Annotated in this window: 14 protein-coding genes; 9 read left to right on the top strand and 5 right to left on the bottom strand. The window is 66.6% G+C overall.

Annotated elements, in window-relative coordinates:
• The first annotated feature begins 40 nt into the window (after positions 1-40).
• Positions 41-661, top strand: coding sequence for a LemA family protein (locus CFB46_RS27125; RefSeq protein ID WP_089501877.1), 621 nt, complete (start codon positions 41-43; stop codon positions 659-661).
• Positions 662-677: 16 nt separating this feature from the next.
• On the opposite strand, the gene pbpC is transcribed toward CFB46_RS27125, so the two are convergent.
• The gene (gene pbpC, locus CFB46_RS27120) at positions 678-2,933 is read right to left on the bottom strand and encodes a penicillin-binding protein 1C (protein WP_089501876.1); all 2,256 of its coding nucleotides are present in this window, start codon (positions 2,931-2,933) and stop codon (positions 678-680) included.
• A gap of 10 nt (positions 2,934-2,943) precedes the next feature.
• A complete protein-coding gene (locus tag CFB46_RS27115; protein WP_089501875.1) occupies positions 2,944-8,991 on the bottom strand; it encodes an alpha-2-macroglobulin family protein in 6,048 nt (2,015 codons plus the stop codon).
• Positions 8,992-9,295: 304 nt separating this feature from the next.
• On the opposite strand from CFB46_RS27115, the gene CFB46_RS27110 reads away from it, so the two are divergent.
• From CFB46_RS27110 to CFB46_RS27080, 7 genes are all read left to right on the top strand, one after another.
• Positions 9,296-9,802: a sugar dehydrogenase complex small subunit gene (locus tag CFB46_RS27110; protein ID WP_089501874.1), complete on the top strand. Its 507-nt coding sequence runs from the start codon at positions 9,296-9,298 to the stop codon at positions 9,800-9,802.
• A complete protein-coding gene (locus CFB46_RS27105) occupies positions 9,802-11,421 on the top strand; it encodes a GMC family oxidoreductase (protein ID WP_027780833.1) in 1,620 nt (539 codons plus the stop codon). Before CFB46_RS27110 ends, CFB46_RS27105 begins: the two co-directional genes overlap by 1 nt.
• Positions 11,422-11,423: 2 nt before the next feature.
• Positions 11,424-12,701, top strand: coding sequence for a cytochrome c (locus tag CFB46_RS27100; RefSeq protein ID WP_089501873.1), 1,278 nt, complete (start codon positions 11,424-11,426; stop codon positions 12,699-12,701).
• A 173-nt stretch (positions 12,702-12,874) separates the two neighbouring features.
• The gene (locus CFB46_RS27095) at positions 12,875-13,294 is read left to right on the top strand and encodes a DoxX family protein (RefSeq protein ID WP_089501872.1); all 420 of its coding nucleotides are present in this window, start codon (positions 12,875-12,877) and stop codon (positions 13,292-13,294) included.
• Between the two features lie 63 nt (positions 13,295-13,357).
• A complete protein-coding gene (locus CFB46_RS27090; RefSeq protein ID WP_027780830.1) occupies positions 13,358-14,464 on the top strand; it encodes a porin in 1,107 nt (368 codons plus the stop codon).
• A gap of 870 nt (positions 14,465-15,334) precedes the next feature.
• Positions 15,335-15,793: an NUDIX hydrolase gene (locus tag CFB46_RS27085; protein ID WP_089501871.1), complete on the top strand. Its 459-nt coding sequence runs from the start codon at positions 15,335-15,337 to the stop codon at positions 15,791-15,793.
• Between the two features lie 18 nt (positions 15,794-15,811).
• On the top strand, positions 15,812-16,312 hold the full coding sequence (locus CFB46_RS27080; protein WP_089501870.1) for an NB-ARC domain-containing protein: 501 nt from the start codon (positions 15,812-15,814) through the stop codon (positions 16,310-16,312).
• Between the two features lie 50 nt (positions 16,313-16,362).
• On the opposite strand, the gene CFB46_RS27075 is transcribed toward CFB46_RS27080, so the two are convergent.
• From CFB46_RS27075 to CFB46_RS27065, 3 genes are all read right to left on the bottom strand, one after another.
• A complete protein-coding gene (locus tag CFB46_RS27075; protein WP_089501869.1) occupies positions 16,363-16,905 on the bottom strand; it encodes a cysteine hydrolase family protein in 543 nt (180 codons plus the stop codon).
• Positions 16,906-17,145: 240 nt separating this feature from the next.
• The gene (locus CFB46_RS27070; protein ID WP_089501868.1) at positions 17,146-18,465 is read right to left on the bottom strand and encodes an MFS transporter; all 1,320 of its coding nucleotides are present in this window, start codon (positions 18,463-18,465) and stop codon (positions 17,146-17,148) included.
• 44 nt (positions 18,466-18,509) lie between these two features.
• On the bottom strand, positions 18,510-19,694 hold the full coding sequence (locus CFB46_RS27065; protein ID WP_089501867.1) for a M20 aminoacylase family protein: 1,185 nt from the start codon (positions 19,692-19,694) through the stop codon (positions 18,510-18,512).
• 182 nt (positions 19,695-19,876) lie between these two features.
• Here CFB46_RS27065 and CFB46_RS27060 point away from each other — a divergent pair, with 182 nt between their 5' ends.
• The gene (locus tag CFB46_RS27060; RefSeq protein ID WP_089501866.1) at positions 19,877-20,779 is read left to right on the top strand and encodes a LysR substrate-binding domain-containing protein; all 903 of its coding nucleotides are present in this window, start codon (positions 19,877-19,879) and stop codon (positions 20,777-20,779) included.
• Positions 20,780-20,881: the final 102 nt, after the last annotated feature.

The following is a 20,881-nucleotide window of genomic DNA, read 5'->3' as shown; positions in this document are numbered from 1 at the left end:
TACCGCTCCGTCCGGAGCGTTCAACCGGAAGTCACCCATAATGAAATGGTTTCGAACCCTGTTCATGTGCTGCGTGCTGGCTCCGCTCGCGGGGTGCGGCTATAACGCGATCCAGGCGTCCGACGAGGACATCAATGCCGCGTGGTCCGAAGTGCTGAACCAGTACCAGCGCCGAGCCGATCTCGTGCCGAACCTCGCCGCGTCGGTGAAGGGCTATGCGTCTCACGAGGAACGCGTACTGACCGAGGTGGCGTCGGCCCGCGCACGCGTGGGCAGCGTGCAGATGACGCCGGAGATGGCGAGGGATCCGGCCGCGCTCGCGGCGTTCGACCAGCGCCAGGGCGAACTGTCGGGCGCGCTGAACCGGCTGATGGTAGTGTCCGAGCGCTACCCGGAGCTGAAGGCGAACGAAGCGTTCCGCAATCTGCAGACGCAGCTCGAAGGCACCGAGAACCGCATCGCGGTCGCGCGCGGCCGCTACATCAAGACGGTGCAGCACTACAACGTGCAAATTCGCCAGTTCCCGGATGTCCTGATCGCGAAGCTCTTCGGCTATCAGCCCCGCCCGAATTTCAGCGTCGCGAACGAAGCGGCGATCTCGACCGCGCCGGCACTCGACTTCTCCGCTCAGCCGCCGAAGGCGAATACGGCCAGCCAGTAAGGCCGGCCCTGCCGGCTCAGGGCTTGCGCGCGGCCGGCTTCGCGAACGCGCCGCGCACCTCGAAGCCGATCGCATCCGCGACGTTGCCGCGCGCATCGACGAGTTCCAGCCGGTGCCGGCCGGGCCACGGTAGCCACGCGACGCGGTCGGCATGCCCGATCACCTTGTCGTCGAGCCGCCACGCGAATTTCGTCGCGTGGCCGGCGGAGCGTTCGAACCAGATCCGCTGGTTCTTCGGCGGAATGTCCGGGTCGATCGCGAAGATCGTGCCGTCGGTCGGCGCGCCGATCGTCGGCGGTGCACGCGCGCCGTCCTTGCCCGGCGCGACGGGCGCCGCGAGCCGAATCGTGTCGACCGCCGTGCCCGCGATGAACCACTCGTTGCGCGCCGGCTCGATGTCGCGCTCGAACGTGATGCGGCGCGTCTCGACGCCGGCCGGCGCGTGCGGCGCACGGCTCGGCAGGTCGCGGTGCAGATAGCCGACGACGGCCGACCACACGGGCGACGCACCCGTGACGCCCGACACGTCCCACATCGGCGAGCCGTCCGCATTGCCGACCCACACGCCGACCGTATAGCGTGACGTGAAACCGATGGTCCAGTTGTCGCGCATGTCCTTGCTCGTGCCGGTCTTGACCGCCGAGAAGAAGCGCGTCGCGAGCGGGTTGTCGAAGCCGAACGTGCGCACGCGCGCGTTGTTGTCGGACAGAATGTCGGTGACGACGAAGCTGGCTGCCTCGCTGAACACGCGCGTGCCGGCGTTCGTTCGCGCGGGCGACGATGCACCGGAGGCGGCCGTCGATGCCGCAGGCGGCAGGTCGACGACCTTGCGCGCGACGCCGCCGTTCGCGAGCGCGCGGTATGCATTGGTCAGCGACAGCAGCGTGACGTCCGCACTGCCGAGCGCGAGGCTGAAGCCGTAGTAATCGCCTTCCTGCGCGAGCGGCAGGCCGAGTGCGGTCAGCGTGCGCGCGAAGCGATGCGGCGTGACGAGCACCAGCGTGCGCACGGCCGGCACGTTCAACGAGCCGCCGAGCGCGCTGCGCACGCTTACCCAGCCCTTGAAATCCTTGTCGTAGTTCTGCGGAATGTACAGGCCGCCGCCGGCGGCGAGGTTGATCGGCGCATCGTCGAGCAGCGACGCGGCCGTCAGCCGTTTTTCGTCGAGCGCCTGCGCATAGAGGAACGGCTTGAGCGTCGAGCCGGCCTGGCGCGGCGCGAGCACGGCGTCGACGTCGCGCGCGCTCGACAGCGCCTCCGACGAGCCGACCCACGCGCGAATCTCGCCGGTCGCGTTGTCGATCACGACCACCGCGCCGTCCTGCACGTTGCGCCGGTGCGCGGGCGCGTTGAGTTCGGTCAGCGCGCGCATCAGCGCGTCGCGTGCGAAGCGCTGCAGCCGCGCATCGAGCGTCGTGCGGACCTGCGCGCCGGCCGCCGGCTTGACCTCGGCCGCGATGCGCCTCGCGAAATGCGGGGCGAGGGCGGCGCCGTCCGCCGTGATGTCGTTACGCACGGCGTTGGCCGGGCGCGCCGTGACGAGCTGCACGTAGCCGTCGAGCGACGCGCACGCCTGCGCCGCATGCATGTCGCGCAGGATCCGGCACGCGCGCTCGGCGATCTTCGCCGGCGCCGCATTGGGCGCACGCACGAGTGCGGCCGCGATCGCGGCCTCGCGTGCATCGAGGCCCGACGGCGCCTTGCCGAACAGCACCTGCGACAGCGCGCCGAGCCCGATCGTTTCGCCGCGGAACGGCACCAGGTTCAGGTAGGCCTCGAGGATCTGGTCCTTGCGCCAGCTGCGTTCGAGCCACAGCGCATTCACGGCCTGCGTGGCCTTCTGCGGCAGCGAGCGCTGGCCCGAGCGGCGCGGCGAATCGCTGAGCAAGCCCGCGAGCTGCATCGTGACGGTCGACGCGCCGCGCGTGCGTTCATTCCACAGGTTGCCCCACGCGGCGCCGGCAATGCCGCGCCAGTCGACGCCGCTGTGTTCGTAGAAGCGCTTGTCCTCGGACACGACGATCGCCTCGCGGAACGCGGGCGATACGTCGGCGAGCGACACCCATTCGCCGCGCCGTTCGGTGACGTCGATGCGCGTGCGCTGCAGCGGCGTGCCGTCGCGGGCGAGCAGCACCCAGTCGGAGCTGCGCCAGTTGCGACGCACGTCGTCGTAGCCGGGTAGGGCATGCGCGACGAGCGGCGCGGCCAGCACGACGGCGACGAATACGCGGCCGGCGAAACGCGCCGGCCACGGCAAAGCCAGATCCATCATCGCGGTCTCGTCACTTGCCCGCGTCGGCCGGCTTCACGGTCATCGGCGGGTTCGGCCACAGGCCGTACACGGACGGCGCATACAGCGCCTCGACGCGCGTCGGCGGCAGTCCGAACGTGCCGACGTTGTTCAGCCGCACCGTGTACTCGACCGAGAATTTACCCTTCGGCAAATAGTCGTAGTACGCGCGGTAGCCGTCGAAGTCGCGCTCGATGAACGTCGGCCACGCGCCGTCCGGCGTTTTCTCGTCCTGCGTCGCGGCTTCGGAATCGCGGCCGAGGCCCGACCCGAGGATCGTCGCACCGGCCGGGATCGGATCGTTGACGGCGACCCACGTCATGTCGCTCTGCGCATCGATGTCGAGATGCACGCGCACGACGTCGCCGCGCGTCAGCACGCCCTTGACGGCGGGCGACACGGGCGTGACGGTCTTCGTGATCCGGTAGCCGGCCGCGAACGGCGAGCGCAGCGGCACGGCCGCGAGACTTTCGACGGTCGCCCACGGGCGGCCGGTGCCGTCCTGCGTGACCGACAGCGTGGCCGGCCCCTGCGACGCACGCGGCCACGGCAGCAGCACGCTGCGCGCGGCGGCCGCGCGGGTCGCGGGAGTAGCCGACGCGGGCGTATCGGCGGGCGCGGCCGATGCCGCCTGCGACCACGAGATCGAACGCGCGTCGCCGCCGAGCGCAACCTTCGTCGCGCCGGCGACCGGCGTGCTCTCGTAGGTCCGCGAGAAGCGTTCGACCGCGAGCAGGCCGAGCGCGTTCGACGTCGTCGTCTGCCATGCGCCCTGGCGTTGCAGCGCGAGCAGGCCGGCCGTCACGCGCGGCATTTCGTCCTTCCACGCCGGGTCGCCGGCGAATTCCAGCGCGAGACGGGCGGCGTTGGTCTCGTTGCTGGTCATCAGCCACCACAGGTCGTCGTCGCGCGCGGTCGAGAACACGAGCTGCGTGCCCTGGTAGGTCAGGCGCGCCCGCAGGATCTGGTCGACCTGCGCGCGTTTCTCGTCGCGTTGCGGGATGTCCTTCACGCGCGTCAGGATCGCGTGATAGTCGATCACCGCCGACGTCGGCCACTGGTTCGGCGCGATCTCGATCGAACCGAGCATGCGGCCCTGCGCGGCGCCGTAGCGCGACAGCGCCTCGATCGCGGCGAGCTTGCGCAGGTCGCGATCCTGGCGCGGCGCCCACGCGTTGCGCTCGAGGCGGCCGTCGACGAAGCGCGCGAGCCCGGCTTCGAGCTGCGTGCGCAGGTCTTCCGGCAGTGCGAAGCGCGGATCGAGACGGCTGGCTTCGTCGGATACCACGAGCAGATACGACGACAGCGTCGGGCTGCCGTAGTGTGAATCGTCCGACGACGGCGGGAAGTAGCTCGCCAGGCCGTCGCTGTCGAGGTAGACGGGCATGCGCGCGATCAGCGCCTGCCATTGCGCGGGGTCGCGCAGCCCGATTGCACGCGACGTCTGCTGTTCGAGGCAGCGGTACGGATAGCGCTCGAACCAGCGCCGCACGCCGGGCAGGCCGTCGGCGAGCTTCGACTGCAGCGATACGGCGATGCCGCCGCGCGGTGCACCCTGTGCGTTGCTCACCGCGCCGGCCGGGGCCGACACGGGCACCGTCAGCGTGCCGTCGACCTGCGCGAGCGTCGCCTGCTGCACGGTTACCGGCAGCGCGGGCACGACCTTCTGCGCGACGGCCAGCGCGTCGGACGCGCGCTTGCCGCCTTGCTCGGCCGCCTCGATGCGCCAGTTCAGCGCACCGGCCGCATCGAGCGCCTGCTCGGGCACGGTGATCGTCCACGCGACTTCGGTCGCCGCATTCGCCGCCAGCGACACGGTTTGCGGTGCGACGTCGAGGCCCGTCACGCGCGGCGTCACGACGACCTGCATCGCGCGGTCGGTCGTGTTGCGCAGCGTGACCTGCGCGCGGAACGCGTCGCCTTCGCGCACGAGCGGCGGCAGGCCGGAGATCAGTTGCAGATCCTGCGTGCTGCGGATCGACGTGCTGCCCGTGCCGAAACGGTCGGGGCCGACCGCCGCGATCGCGACGATCCGGAAGCGCGTGAGCGCGTCGTTCAGCGGCACCTCGACGGTTGCGCTGCCATTGGCGTCGAGCGTCACGCGCGGGTTCCACAGCAGCAGCGTGTCGAACAGCTCGCGGGTCGGCGCGCTGCCCCCGCCGCCGCCGGCCGGCACGGCCTTGCGGCCGAAGTGGCGGCGGCCGACGATTTCCATCTGCGCGGTGGCCGTCTCGACGCCGTACGCACGCCGGCGCAGCATCGCGTCGAGCAGGTCCCAACTGTTGTTCGGCATCAGTTCGAGCAGCGCTTCATCGACGGCCGCGAGTGCGATCTGCGTGCCGGCCGGCGCGGGCTGGCCGTTCGGCAGCGTGACCTTCACGTGCGCCTGCGCCTTGCTGCGTACCGTGTAGCGCGTCGCGTCGGTCGTCACGGTCACGCCGAGGCGGTGAACGCCCGTGCCGACCTTGATCTCGCCGAGGCCGTAGCGGAACGCGGGCTTTGACAGGTCGACGAACGCGGTCGGCGCCTCATAATGGCGGCCTTCGCGCCAGAACGCGCGCGCCCATTCGACCGGCGCCTTCCAGCCCCACGTGAAGAACGAGTACCACGGCACCTCGCGAATCCGGCCGCGCAACGCGAGCACCGACACGTAGACGTTCGGCCCCCACGATTCGCCGACCTTCAGGTCGACGGTCGGGTTCTTGCCGTTCAGCTCGACGATGTGCGTTTCCATCACGCCGCCGCGCTCGACCGCGACGAGCGCGGTCGCGTAGCGGAACGGCATCCTCACCTGGAAGCGGGCCGTTTCGCCCGGCTCGTACGAGGTTTTCTCGGGGATCACGTCGATCCGGTCGGTGTTGTCGCCGCCGAACCAGAGTTCGTCCTCGCGCGTGACCCATACCGACGTCGATGCATTCGACGTGCGGCCGTCGCCGTCCTTCGCGACCGCGATCAGCTGCACGTTGCCGGCCTGCTCGAGCGTCGCGTCGCAGGCCATGCGGCCCTTGTCGTCGGTCTTGCCCGAGCACAGCACGCCGAGGTCGCGCGTGTCGCTCTTGTTGTCGTACGCATAGAAGCCGCCGACCATCCGCTTGCGCGACGACGTCGTGATGCGCGCGACCCCCTTGATCTCGATCGGCACCGACGCGCGCGGCTTGCCCTGCAGGTCGACCGCCAGGGCCTGCACCGGCACGCGCTGGCCGACCGACACCCACCGGCCGGCCTTGATGCCGGCCACCACCGCGGCCGGCCACAGGATCGTGTCGCCGCGAATCGTCTGCACTTCGCCGTTCGGATCCGCGAAGGTCGCCTCCAGCGCGATGCGCTTCGGTGCGTCGACGTCCGGCAGGCCCTTGAGCGTGACCGAGCCCGCGCCATTGCGGTCGAGCGTCAGCGGCAGCTTGTCGGCGATCAGCTTCGTCGCGTCGGGATCGTTGTTGTTCGACGACGACGCGTTGTCGCCGTCCTGCGCATCGTCGTCGGCGTTGCCGTCGCTCGTGTCGGGGCGATATGGCGTGAAGCTGAATTCCTCGAAGCGATCCGCGAACGGCGGCGACGCCCATTTCATCAGTGCCGACACCTGCACGGGCAGGTTCGATGCGCCGCCGCCCGACACGTAGTCGATCTGCACCGCGAGCGGTGCTTCCTTCACGGCGACGAGCGGGCTCTTCTGCGCGTCGCGCGCGCCGATCGAGCCTTTCAGCACCGGCAGGCGGAACGCCTCGACGCGGAAGCTGCCGCTGTAGTAAGTGGCGGTCGGCGCGTCTTCCGGGCCGCCTTGGAGTTCGACGCTGTACTCGCCGAGCTTCGCGGCGGCCGGCAGCGTGAACTGCGAGTCCGCGGTGTGGTCGGCTGCCCACGTGAGCGGCAGCTTGTAGGTCTGGCCCGTGCCGAGATGGCGGATCGTCATGCGCGTCGGGTATTGCGACGGGAACGCGAGGCTCTGCAGCGTCTCGGTGCGGATGAAATGCTTCATCGACACGGTTTCGCCGGCGCGCAGCAGCGTGCGGTCGAACACCGTATGCGCGCGCACGGTCGGCGCGCTGTCGGCGTCGGTCGGCACGTTGAAGCGCCACGATTCGATCCCGCGGTTCCAGCCCGAACTGACGAACGCCATGTCGGGGCCCGTCTTCGGATCGTCGACGCGGGCCGAGACGAAGTAGTCGTCGAAGCGCTGTTCCGACGAACTGCACGCGCGCTTCGGCTCGAACGGCCCGTCGATCTTCAGCAGGCCCTGCGCGTCGGTCTTGCCGGCCGCGATTTCGTCGCCGTTGCAGTCGGACACGCGGATCTGCGCGTTCGGCACCGGCTTGCCCTTGTCGAGCGTCGTGACCCAGACGAGGTTGTTCTCGCGGCCCTGCTTCAGGTGCACGCCGAGGTTCGTGACGAGCACGGTGGTGCGCACGTACATGCTCGACGGCTTCGCGAGCAGCGAGCGGCCGAGCGCGGGCGACGCAAGTTCGAGCACGTAGAAGCCGGGCTTGTCGATCGGCACGCCGACCACTTCGAACGGGCGCAGCGTCTTCGGGTCGGCCTTCGGCAGCGTCAGCACCTGCGCGCCGGGCTCACCCGTCAGCAGCGACAGCGAGCGCACGTCGATGCGGCGGTTCTGCGGCGCGGGCTGCTTTTCGCCGGCCTGGAGCGGCACGTAGACGGGGTGTTGGCCCTTGCGTTCGAGCAGGCCGGGCATCTGGTCGTCGATCGAGCCGGCCGTCATCGACCAGTTGTCGAAGCGATCGACGGTGCGCATCCATTGGCGGATCGCGGTGTCGTTCTCGACCTTCAGGTTCGCGAATTGCGCGCCGCCTGCATTGAGGCCGGCAATATGCAGGTCGGCCTCGACGTTGCGCAGCGTGACGGGCACCAGCGCGGGCGTATCGGGTTCGGCGAAGCGCTCGACGATCCCGAAGGTGCCCGACGAGAATTTCGCGAGCGGCGGCATCGGCGCGGTGCGCGTCGCGAGCGGGAACAGATCGGCGTTGGACAGTGGCCGGTCGGTCACGTCGCGCAGGCCCGACGGCAGCTCGATGGTCAGGCCGGCCTGAGCCGGCAGCGGCGGGTTGAACGTGACGGTCGTCACTTCCTCGCTGTGATCGTCGGCGGCGAAGGTGGGCGACAGCGAACCGTCGGGGCCGCGCAGCTTGATCGCTTCGGCCTGCTTGCGCGAGATCGGGGCGTTGAACGACAGCGTGAGCGGGCGCAGCGGCGTGCAGGGCGCCTTCGCGTTCTCGCGTTCGCACGAGAAGCTTGCGGCGAACGGTGCGCGCACGGTGAAATCGAAGCGCCGTTCGGTTTCGTTCGCGATGCCGCTCGGGCTCGCGACGCCCTTGCCGTATACGAGCTGCATCTTCGCGCTCGCCGGCAGCGCCTGCGAGCACGACAGCGTCAGCACGCGCGCCGCCTCTTTCTTCAACCCGAAATGATCGAGCAGCGCGTTGCGCGTGGCGTCGTCGGCGGCCGTGACGGGAATGCGGTTGCCGATGCCGGACGCTTCGCACCAGATGTTCGCGAGCGCCGAGCGCGGCTCGGCCGGGCCGTTCAGCTTCATCACGAAGACCTGCCGCTCCTCGATCTCGCGAGAGCCGGGGCGCACCGACACCGGAAACGGGCCGCCCGTCTGGAACGTGAAGCGACGCGGGCCGCTGGGCGCATTGCCGGCGACCGAACGCAGCGTGTCGTTGAGCGCGACCGCGCAGCGTACGCCGGGCGGCAGGTCGCTTTCGAAATCGTAAACCCAGGTCTTGTCGTCGAGCCAGTGGCCCTGGCCGCGTGCGGCCGCCGAATCGTTGCAGGTCACGCGCGCCGGATTCGGCGCGGAGGCCGAGCCGAAGGCGACCATCGGCTCGTCGAACTTGACGACGCTCTGCCGGACTTCGGTGACGGTGCCTTGCGGCGACACGCTCACCGTGCGCGCCGCGCCCGCATGCAGCGATACGGCCGCGATGCCGGCGAGCGCCGCGACGGCGCCGATGCGCCAGAGCAGCCGGGTAGTGTGATTGGTTCGATGCGTTTCTTTGTTGTGTTTGTCGCGCTGCTTCATCGCTCGATTGCCCTCGGAGGGAAGCTTTCTGTTTGATTGCACGGGATTCTAACCGACCGTCATGCGTGCGCAGCGCGGCGTGCAGCGTGTCGTCGGCGCGCGACACGGGCGGGCGTGCCACGGACTTGTCGCGTCGACGACACAAAAATGCAGCGAAATGTCGATTGTCACGGATTGCGGAACATTAAATGGACTATAAAAAGATTGTTTGATCCGGTTTGTGCGCGTACATTGCAGGTCCGCGCCAATGTTTGAGAAATATCAAGCGTGGTTTTCCCGAATCCGGTGTTCGAGAGAAGGAAACATGCACAACGACAACACCCCCCACTCGCGTCGTGACAACGACGCAGCCGCAACCGGCATCACGCGGCGTCAATGGCTGCAGGGCGCACTGGCGCTGACGGCGGCGGGCCTCACGGGCTCGCTGGCGTTGCGGGCCTTGGCCGACGATCCCGGCACCGCGCCGCTCGATACGTTCATGACGCTTTCCGAAGCATTGACCGGCAAGAAAGGGCTGAGCCGCGTGACCGGCCAGCGCTATCTGCAGGCATTGCAGAAGGGCTCGTTCAAGACGGCCGACAGCCTGCCGCAACTCGCCGGTGCGCTCGCATCCGGCTCGCTGAATCCCGACCAGGAATCGCTCGCACTGACGATTCTCGGCGCGTGGTATCTCGGCATCGTCGACAACGTCGTGATTACCTACGAAGAAGCATTAATGTTCAGCGTGGTGTCCGATACGCTCGTGATCCCTTCGTATTGCCCCAACAAACCCGGCTTCTGGGCCGAAAAACCGACCGAGAGGCAAGCCTGATGGCCGATACCGATACGCAAAAAGCCGACATCGTCGTCGTCGGTTCGGGTGTCGCCGGCGCGATCGTTGCGCACCAGCTCGCGATGGCGGGCAAGTCCGTGATCCTCCTGGAAGCCGGCCCGCGCATGCCGCGCTGGGAAATCGTCGAGCGCTTTCGCAATCAGCCGGACAAGACCGATTTCATGGCGCCGTATCCGTCGAGCCCGTGGGCTCCGCATCCGGAGTACGGCCCGCCGAACGACTACCTGATTCTGAAGGGCGAGCACAAGTTCAACTCGCAGTACATCCGCGCGGTGGGCGGCACGACGTGGCACTGGGCCGCGTCGGCATGGCGCTTCATCCCGAACGACTTCAAGATGAAGACCGTGTACGGCGTCGCCCGCGACTGGCCGATCCAGTACGACGACCTCGAGCATTACTATCAGCGTGCCGAGGAAGAACTCGGCGTGTGGGGCCCGGGCCCCGAGGAAGACCTGTACTCGCCGCGCAAGCAGGCGTATCCGATGCCGCCGCTGCCGTTGTCGTTCAACGAGCAGACCATCAAGAGCGCGCTCAACGGCTATGACCCGAAGTTCCACGTGGTGACCGAGCCCGTCGCGCGCAACAGCCGCCCGTACGACGGCCGGCCGACCTGTTGCGGGAACAACAATTGCATGCCGATCTGCCCGATCGGTGCGATGTACAACGGCATCGTCCACGTCGAGAAGGCCGAGCAGGCCGGCGCGAAGCTGATCGACAGCGCGGTCGTCTACAAGCTCGAGACCGGGCCGGACAAGCGCATCGTCGCCGCGATCTACAAGGACAAGACGGGCGCCGACCATCGCGTCGAGGGCAAGTACTTCGTGCTCGCCGCGAACGGCATCGAGACGCCGAAGATCCTGCTGATGTCCGCGAACCGCGATTTCCCGAACGGCGTCGCGAACAGCTCCGACATGGTCGGGCGCAACCTGATGGACCACCCGGGCACCGGCGTGTCGTTCTACGCGAACGAGAAGCTGTGGCCGGGCCGCGGCCCGCAGGAGATGACGTCGCTGATCGGTTTCCGCGACGGCCCGTTCCGCGCGACCGAAGCCGCGAAGAAGATCCACCTGTCGAACATGTCGCGCATCAATCAGGAGACGCAGAAGATCTTCAAGGCCGGCAAGCTGATGAAGCACGAGGAGCTCGACGCGCAGATCCGCGACCGTTCCGCACGCTACGTGCAGTTCGACTGCTTCCACGAAATCCTGCCGCAACCCGAGAACCGCATCGTGCCGAGCAAGACGGCCACCGACGCGATCGGCATCCCGCGCCCCGAGATCACGTATGCGATCGACGATTACGTGAAGCGCGGCGCCGTGCACACGCGCGAGGTCTACGCGACGGCCGCGAAGGTGCTCGGCGGCACCGACGTCGTCTTCAACGACGAGTTCGCGCCGAACAACCACATCACGGGCGCGACGATCATGGGCGCGGATGCACGCGACTCGGTCGTCGACAAGGACTGCCGCACGTTCGACCATCCGAACCTGTTCATCTCGAGCAGCTCGACGATGCCGACCGTCGGTACGGTGAACGTGACGCTGACGATCGCGGCGCTCGCGCTGCGGATGTCGGACACGCTGAAGAAGGAAGTCTGACCGTGCGGAAATCTACTCTCACCTTCCTCCTCGCCGGCTGCCTCGCGCTGCCCGGCCTCGCACGCGCGGCGGATTCGGCCGATCCGGCGCAGGTCAAGCGCGGCGAATATCTCGCGGTCGCCGGCGACTGCATGGCGTGCCACACCGCGAAGGGCGGCAAGCCGTTCGCGGGCGGCCTCGGCATGCCGGTGCCGATGCTCGGCAAGATCTATACGAGCAACATCACGCCCGACCCCGATACGGGCATCGGCAACTGGACGTTCGACGACTTCGAGCGTGCGGTGCGTCACGGCGTGTCGAAGAACGGCGACAACCTGTACCCGGCGATGCCGTACGTGTCGTACGCGAAGATCAACGACGACGACGTGCAGGCGTTGTACGCGTACTTCATGCACGGCGTCGAACCGGTCAAGCAGGCGCCGCCGAAGAACGAGATTCCCGCGCTGCTGAGCATGCGCTGGCCGCTGAAGATCTGGAACTGGCTGTTCCTGAAGGACGGCGTCTACCAGCCGAAGCCGGCGCAGAGCGCCGAGTGGAACCGCGGCGCGTATCTCGTGCAGGGCCTCGCGCACTGCAGCACGTGCCACACGCCGCGCGGCATCGCGATGCAGGAGAAGTCGCTCGACGAAACGGGCGGCAGCTTCCTGTCGGGCTCGGTGCTCGCGGGTTGGGACGGCTACAACATCACGTCCGACCCGAACGCGGGGATCGGCGGCTGGACGCAGCAGCAGCTCGTCCAGTACCTGCGCACCGGCAGCGTGCCGGGCCTCGCGCAGGCGGCCGGCCCGATGGCCGAGGCGATCGAGCACAGCTTCTCGAAGATGACCGAAGCCGACATCGGCGCGATCTCGACGTACATCCGCACGGTGCCGGCCGTCGCCAGCGGCGACGCGAAGCAGTCGCGCTCGTCGTGGGGCAAGCCGGCCGAGGACGGCCTGAAGCTGCGCGGCGTCGCGCTCGCGTCGTCGGGCATCGATCCGGCACGGCTGTATCTCGGCAACTGCGCGACCTGCCACCAGATGCAGGGCAAGGGCACGCAGGACGGTTACTACCCGCCGCTGTTCCACAACTCGACGGTCGGCGCACCGAATCCGACCAACCTCGTGCAGGTGATCCTGAACGGCGTGCAGCGCAAGGCCGGCAGCGAGGACGTCGGGATGCCGGCGTTCCGCCACGAGTTGTCGGATGCGCAGATCGCCGCGTTGACGAACTACCTGACCGGGCAGTTCGGCAATCCGGCCGCGAAGGTGACCGAGCAGGACGTCGCGAAGCTGCGCTGACGCGGCACGCGACGAAGCAGGGCGACAACGTAAAAGAGGAGGAGCACAGCACATCGGGCGGGCCCCGATGCCGGTTGTTGCAGAGCGGGGCGGGCGGCGCGGATGGCCGTCCGCCCCGGTTCACAGGCAATCCGTTGCGTGCGGATGCGCGCATCGTTTTCGTTGATCACACCATGACACCGAATCAACCGTTTCTCGCGTCCCAGCGCGATGTGCTGCTGCTGCTTGCCCGAATACTGATCGTGATCCTGTTCGTGATGTTCGGCTGGAAGAAAATTATCGACTTCTCCGGTACGATCGCGTTCATGGGTTCGGAAGGCGCGCCTGCGCCGATCGTGTCCGCGGCGATCTCCGTCGTGATGGAGCTGTTCGTCGGGATTGCGATCCTCGTCGGTTTCCAGACGCGGCCGCTCGCGCTGCTGCTTGCGCTGTATACGATCGGCACCGCCATTATCGGTCACCACTATTGGACGATGACGGGCGGCGAGCAGATCAACAACATGATTCATTTCTACAAGAACATCGCGATCTCGGGCGGCTTGCTCGCGCTCTGCGCGGCCGGCCCCGGACGTTTTTCGCTCGATCGCGGGTAAGCCGACCCGAGGCGCGTGCATGGGGCGCGCGTCGGACGGTCGAGACTTCGAGGGGGCATCATTTTGCGACTCAAATACTTCGCATGGCTGATTGCGGCCGCCACGCCTGCGGCCGCGCTTGCACAGACGAGCGTCACGCTGTACGGCCGGATCGACGGCGGCATCGAATACCTGAACCACATCGCGAAGCCGAACGGTGGCAGCGGGACGCGCTGGAGCGCGGAAAGCGGCGACTGGGGCACCAGCATGTTCGGGTTGAAGGGCGTCGAGGATCTCGGCGGCGGGATGTCGACTGTGTTCAATCTGGAAACCGCGTTCCAGGTGATGAACGGCCAGACGGGCGGCGGACGCATGTGGTCGCGGCGCGCGTACGTCGGGTTGAAGAGCAACACGTGGGGCCAGTTGCAGGCCGGCCGCAACCTGTTCATCGACAGCGACGGCGTGTGGGAATTCGATCCGTTCGTCCAGCAGGCGTTTTCGTCGGCGTCGCTCGTGCGGGGCCGCAACTGGCAGCAGAGCAGCAACAACATCGAATATCACAGCCCGGTGATCGGCGGCTTCGACGTGCAGGCGCAATACGCGTTCGGCAACCAGTCGCGCGGCTTCAACTACGGCGCGGCCGACGATTTCGGCCGCTCGGACGGGATCATGATCTCGTACCACTCGCCGGTGCTCGACGTGCGCGGCATCTACGACGAGCTGCGCGACAACAACGGCAAGTTCAGCAACATCTTCACGGCGTCGCGCGAGTACTTCGTCGGCGCGAACGTGAAGGTGTCGAAGTTCAAGATCCAGGGCGCCTATACGCACTACCAGGCGCCGGACAGCCCGGCCGGCGTCGCCGATCGCGCCGATCATTACTGGCTCGGCGCGACCTACTCGGCGACGCCGCAGTGGGCCGTGACGGGCGGCGGCTATTACGTGAAGGTGGGTGACGGCGGCGGCGATGCGTCGCACGACCCGTCGGGGCACGCGATGATGTACGTGCTCGGCACCACGTACAACCTGTCGAAACGCACGTTCCTGTACGGCACGGTTGCGTATGTGCGCAACGGCGGGAATTCGAACTTCTCGCTGCTCGCGACGCCGCGCGACGCAACGTCGGGGACGAGCCCGATGACGGGCGAGTCGCAGACGGGCGCGTATGTGGGGATGATGCATACGTTTTAAGCGCGGGCGTTTTCGTAGGTGAAAAAGGCACGAACGGTGAGGGTCCGTGCCTTTTTGCGTTTACGGGCCTTGCCGAATCGGCGCTGTGCATGACGTGACGCGATACGGTCTCAACAAGTGCTCTTCTGCTGCGTCGAGGCCACTCCTGTTCTCAGAAGTCGGCATTGGGCATCGAGTATCGGCAAGGAGCTCTCGGGAAATTTACATTCGCTCAAGTTTTTACCGGGCACAGATATCAAAGCAAATCACTCCGATGTCCCAATTCTGCGAAACGATGATGACAACGTTCTCTGGCTGACGTCCGCCACGGAGTTCGACGATGGCACTGCTGGTCTAGCGCCGTGTAATCAGGTCCACGTTCATTCCAACTGCCGGGAGTCGGTCTACGCATTTTTGACTGCGGCGAAATCGATGCGTAAGCTTCGCCGACTCATCGATTGTTGTGTCGTCTCGATACGCTCGGGAAACTTGATGCGGAACCTTGTCCTATGAAAGATTTATCTTCGTTGGAAAAGCTCATCCGAGCCGACAACCTTGGTCTGGTATTCGAACGGGATGGCGCATTCGTCGCCGAGGCTCATACCTCATACGGAAAGGTATTCGTCAAGGCTACGACGAACAGAACAGCTTTCGACCGGCACCTGCGGGCTGGGAGGAGGCGTACGGTGAGTTGGTCCCTCGCAGGGAGTTTCTCTACTACGTCGGCGTGCAATGCGTGGCGGCCATTGCATGGACGGACAACAACGCACCGCTTGATAACGCGAACGCATTTCGATCAAAAGCAATCCATACCTTGCGCGAAGTGGTTCACGTGTTGCAGTCAACTTAGTTGAATTCTTTTCGAACGGCGGGGGCGTCAGAGAAATCGTCGTGCAAATCAACAACAAGGTACTGGTCTATCTTACGTGGCGGGATAGATTGCTTACTTTTACGCAGCCGAAGTTCCCGGAAGCCGGAAGGCAAGTAGTTGCCGGCACGATGAACCACGGCGAAGTGCCAATAGCCGCCGCACTACGCGAGCTTCGCGAGGAAAGTGGTATCGACGACGCCCAAGTCGTGCGTGTCCTCGGCGACTACTTCTATTCGATGCGGAAATTCGGGAGACGCGAGATTCAGCACCGGCACGTTGTGCATGTCGCCGTGAGCGACGCCATTGCAATGAAGGCGCGCTGGACGTATTTCGAAGTCGATTCAAGCTCCGGTGGCGAGCCCATTGAATTCAGCTTCCAGTGGGTTCCGCTTTTTGGAGTGGAATTCACGCTGATCGGTGGGCACGATTTCTTCTTGCCCATGCTGAAACACTTCATGTGCGAGCTGTCGGGTGCGTGATTGAACAGAGACTGAAACATGAAGGTTTGTATCGTAGGCCCGTCGGGCGCTGGGAAAACGACGATCGCAGTGGAACTGGCGCGCAAGTTCGATATCGCCACGTACGAATTCGACAACGTGTACTGGGACATGAGCAGTACAGAATATGTGAAGAACTCGGAGCAGTCGATGGCCGACGCCATCGAAAAGATCATCGAACAGGACCACTGGCTCGTCGAAGGTGCGTACGACAAGCGGATGTATCCGCTGCTTGCCGAGTGTTCACTGATCTTGAAGGTAGAAGTCCCGTTCCGTGTGCGAGCGATACGCCTGATCAAGCGCTTCATCGAGGCGACGGTGACCGGGAAGTTGCCTAGGGAGACTTTCCGGAACACCATCGAATTGATCAAGTTTTCGTTCCGCTTCGACGGGCGGCTCGGCGAATTCCTGTCCGCGGACGTGATGCTTTCGACGAAGGTCGTTTCAGTCCACGACACATCGTCGAGCCTTGCGGCTATCCGTATAGCGGGTCTCTGCTGACGCTATGCCAAGCATGCCATAGCGCATCGTAGTCTGACCGGCGTCGCGCGTCAGAACTTGCACGCCTCGGTCGTCGTCAGCATCGCAAACGGGCCGACAAGCGTCGCATTATGGTGTGCGACGATCCGCTCGGCTGGCAGCGCGGGTGTATCCATGCAGGTGTGGGCATCGGCGATGAGTACCGCGCGAAACCCGAGATCGCCGGCTGCACGGCACGTTGTATCGACGCAGTACTGCGTCTTCATCCCCGCGATCACGATCTCGCCGATCCCTGCCGCGTGCAGCCATTCCGCGAGCCGCGTACCCGCGAAGCAACTCGGCCGGGTCTTGTCGAACACGATGTCGCGCGTGGTATCGATCGCGAGCTCCGGCAGCAACGCGGCCAGCGGCGCGTCGGGCGCAATCGGCGAGCCGGCCAGACCGGTGTGACGCACGGCGAACACGGGGGCACCGGCTTCATGCGCGCGATCGATCAACCGGTTGATGTTGGCCAGCACGCGTTCGCCGTCATGCGGACGATCGGGGCCGTGGAACAGCCCGACCTGCATGTCGATCACGAGCAGTGCTCGTTTCGGGGAAGGGGCTTCGGACATTGCGTTTCTCCTGAGTGGCCGATGCAGACGGAGAAACGACGAGACCCCGTCCGGAACCGGCGGGGCCTGTGGGAATCGGTGACGCTACGATCTTGCGCGCACTCGTCGCACGGGCCCGCCGAAGGCGGTCGTGCGCGTGGTCGTCGAAAGGGTGATCGTGGCGTTGTGCATCGGCCAATGATGCCCGATGCGCGCGCGCGACGTCAATGACGCTTCACGCACCGCGCGTCCCCAGCGCTCTCAATCCAACGCCTTCCCGGCCTTCTCGTCCATGCACCGAATCGCGAGCAGCGTCATCGCGCCGCAGCCGATCGCATACCACGCCGGCGCATTCGGATTCCCGGTCGCCGCGATCAGCCACGTGACGAAGAACTGCGCGAAGCCGCCGAAGATCGCGACGCCGACGCTGTACACGAGCGCACCGCCCGTCGCACGCACCGCACGCGGAAACAACTCACCGAGCATTGCCCCCGTCGCGCCAATGTTGATCGCATGCACGATCGACAGTGCAGCGATGATCGACAGCAGCGACACGGCGCCCGGCCAGCGGTTCAGCGCGATGAACGCCGGATAGATCGCGACCATCAGCACGATGCGCGTCCACCAGACGATCCGGTTGCGCCCGTACACGTCGGACAGATGGCCGCCGATCGGTGTCACGAGCATCAGGATCGCACCGGCGACACAGCCCGCCGTCATCGACAACCAGGTCGGCAAGTGCAGCACCTGCACGCCGTAGATCGCCATGTAGAACACGATGATGTAGTGGATCGACGTGCCGCCGATCGTCACGCCGAGGCCCGCGAACACGGCCTTGCCGTGATGGCGCAGCACGTCGGCGAGCGGCAGCGATGCGACCGGCTCGCCGTGCGCGGCGGCCGGCACGGCGGCAGGCACTTCCTCGACGGTGCGGCGCAGCCAGTAGCCGATCGGCACGAACAGCGTGCCGATGATGAACGGCACGCGCCAGCCCCAGCTTTCGAGTTGCGCGGCGCTCAGCGTCGACGTCAGCGCGACGCCGGTGAGTGCGCCCGCGAGCGCGGCGAGCCCCTGGCTCGAAAACTGGAACGATGCATAGAAACCGCGCCGATGCTGCGGCGCCTGTTCGAGCAGCAGCGTCGTCGATGCGCCGACTTCGCCGCCCGACGCGAACCCCTGCAGCAACCGTGCGAGCACGAGCAGCAGCGGCGCGGCGATGCCGATCTGCGCGAAGGTCGGCGCGACCGCGATCATCGCGGTGCCGAGCGCCATCAGCAGCAGCGTGAGGATCATCGCCTTCTTGCGGCCGGCACGGTCCGCGTACATGCCGATCACGAGCCCGCCGAGCGGACGCGTGACGAAGCCGACGCCGAAGCTCGCGACCGCGAGCATCAGTTGCCCGAACGACGAATGCACGGGAAAGAACAGCTTGCCGATCAGGATCGCGAAGAAGCTGTAGACCGTGAAGTCGTAGAACTCGAGCGCGTTGCCGACGGCGGCGGCCGCGATCAGCCGGCGTTTCTTGGCGGCGGCGCGGGCATCGACCGGCGTGCCGGCGAACGAAAGGGCGGACGTTTCCATGGGGTTCCCTTGCTTTGAGCGCGGAACTGCGTGATGAAGGGCCGTCAGGCCGCGAGCCAGGCTTCGGCGACGCGAACCCAGTAGCTCGCGCCGATCGCGAGGATGTCGTCATTGAAGTCGTAGCCGGGGTTGTGCACCATGCAGCCGCCCTTGCTGCCGATTCCGTTGCCGATGAACGCGTAGCAGCCGGGGCGCGCTTCGAGCATGAACGCGAAATCCTCGCTGCCCATCAGCGGCGCGGCTTCGGTTTCGACGCGCTCGGCGCCGAGCATCTGGCGTGCAATGTCGGCTGCGAACGCGGTCGGTTCCGCGTGATTGACGAGCACCGGGTAGCCATAGTCGTAGTCGACTTCCGCGGTGACGCCGAAGCTTTCCGCCTGGCCCTTCACGAGCGCTTCGATGCGGCGCGCGAGCAGTGCGCGCACGTCGGCGTTCAGCGCGCGCACCGACAGCTTCATCACGACGGTTTCGGGAATGATGTTGAACGTTTCGCCGGCCTGCACGCTGCCGACGGTGATCACGGCCGCATGCTGCGCGTCGACCTCGCGTGCGACGATCGTCTGCAGCGCGACCATGATGCTGCCGGCGGCCGACATCGGATCGCGCGCGAAATGCGGCATCGCGCCGTGGCCGCCGACGCCGCGCAGCGTGATCGTCACGCGGTCGGCCGACGCCATCGCGGCGCCGGTGCGGAACGCCATGTCGCCGGCCGCGCGGCCCGGCATGTTGTGGATCGCGAAGATCGCATCGCACGGGAAACGGTCGAACAGGCCGTCGTCCATCATCGCCTTCGCGCCGCCGAAGTTTTCCTCGGCGGGCTGGAAGATCAGGTTCAGCGTGCCGGAGAACTGACGCGTCGCCGCGAGGTGGCGCGCCGCGCACAGCAGCATCGCGGTGTGGCCGTCGTGGCCGCATGCATGCATCTTGTTCGCGTGACGGCTTGCGTAGGGCAGGCCCGTGGTTTCCGACAGCGGCAGCGCGTCCATGTCGGCGCGCAGCCCGACCGTGCGCGTGCCTTGCCCTTCGCGCAGCACGCCGACCACGCCCGTCTTGCCGATACCGCGATGCACGTCGTAGCCCCAGCCGGTGAGCAGCTCGGCGACGAAATCGCTCGTGAGCGTCTCTTCGAATGCGAGTTCGGGATGGGCGTGGATGCGGCGGCGTACTTCGACGAGCTCGGGGGCGATCGCGGCGATGCCGGGGATGACGGGGTTCACGGCTTGCAGCATGGTGTCTCCTGTGGGGCCGGTGGGGCGTTTGACGCGCATATGACGGCCAAGCATATAAATTTCTTTTGCGTACCAGAAGCTGCTAAATTGCTTTGGTGCACACCGTCGGTTGTCGCTCGGGAATACCCTGAGCCACTGCACGGCGCGGCGCCCAGGGTTTCCACGGATCACGCATTGCCGCCATGAAATACCATCAGCTGAAAGCGTTCGTCACCGCCGCGGAGGAAGGGAGCATTCGCGCGGCCGCGCGGCGCCTGAACGTGTCGCCGGCTGCGCTCACGAAGGCGGTCAAGGAACTGGAGATCGCGCTCGGCGTATCGCTCGTCGTGCGCACCGCACGCGGCGTGCAGCTCACCGCGTTCGGCCAGAAACTGCAGGTGCGCGCGCGGCTGATCGTCGCCGAAATGCAGCGCGCCCGCGACGACATCGAGCAGGCACAGGGCGCGATGACGGGTTCCGTCGCGGCGGCGATCACGCCGGCGGCGGCGGTGACGATCCTGCCCGACGCGTTTCGTGCGTTTCGGCGCCGCTTTCCGGTGGCGCGCGTCAATCTGGTCGAAGGGTTTCCGGGCGTCGCGCTGCCGCGCCTGCACGACGGTTCGCTCGATTTCGCGGTGGCCGTCGTCGTGCCCGAACTGCTGGCGGCCGAGTTCGATCATGCGGAGCTCTACGCGAGCCGTTCGCTCATCGTGGCGCGCAAAGGGCATCCGCTCGCGTCGGCCACGTCGCTCGCCGATCTCGTCGAGGCCGACTGGCTGATGAATCCGTCTCCGGAAAGCTCGACACAGGTGTTGTTCAACTCGTTCGTCGCGTACGGGCTGCCGGTGCCGGCGCGCGTCGTCGAATGCCCGAGCTTCGGTCTGGCGCACAGCCTGATGACCGGTTGCGACCTGATTGCATCGATACCCGAGCAATTGCTGCAAGGCGAATGGGCGCGCGACCAGCTCGCGGTGCTGCCGATCCGCGAGCGCTTGCCGGGCGTATCGGTGCAGGTCGTCACGCGGCGCGACAGCCCGCTGACGCCGGCCGCGGCGATGCTGCTCGATTGCCTGCGCGACTCCGCGCGACGCAAGGGATTGCGGTGAGCCGGCGCCCCGCGCAGATCACATAGTGATCCTGACGATCGTGGGGGCGGGCATGCGCTGGCCGCGGATCATTGCGGCCCATATTGCGCGAGCCGGTATCAT

The sequence above is a fragment of the Burkholderia sp. HI2761 genome, from assembly GCF_002223355.1.
Taxonomy (GTDB): domain Bacteria; phylum Pseudomonadota; class Gammaproteobacteria; order Burkholderiales; family Burkholderiaceae; genus Burkholderia.
Note: the sequence above shows the minus strand (reverse complement) of the source record. Positions and strands in the feature narration are given on the sequence as shown.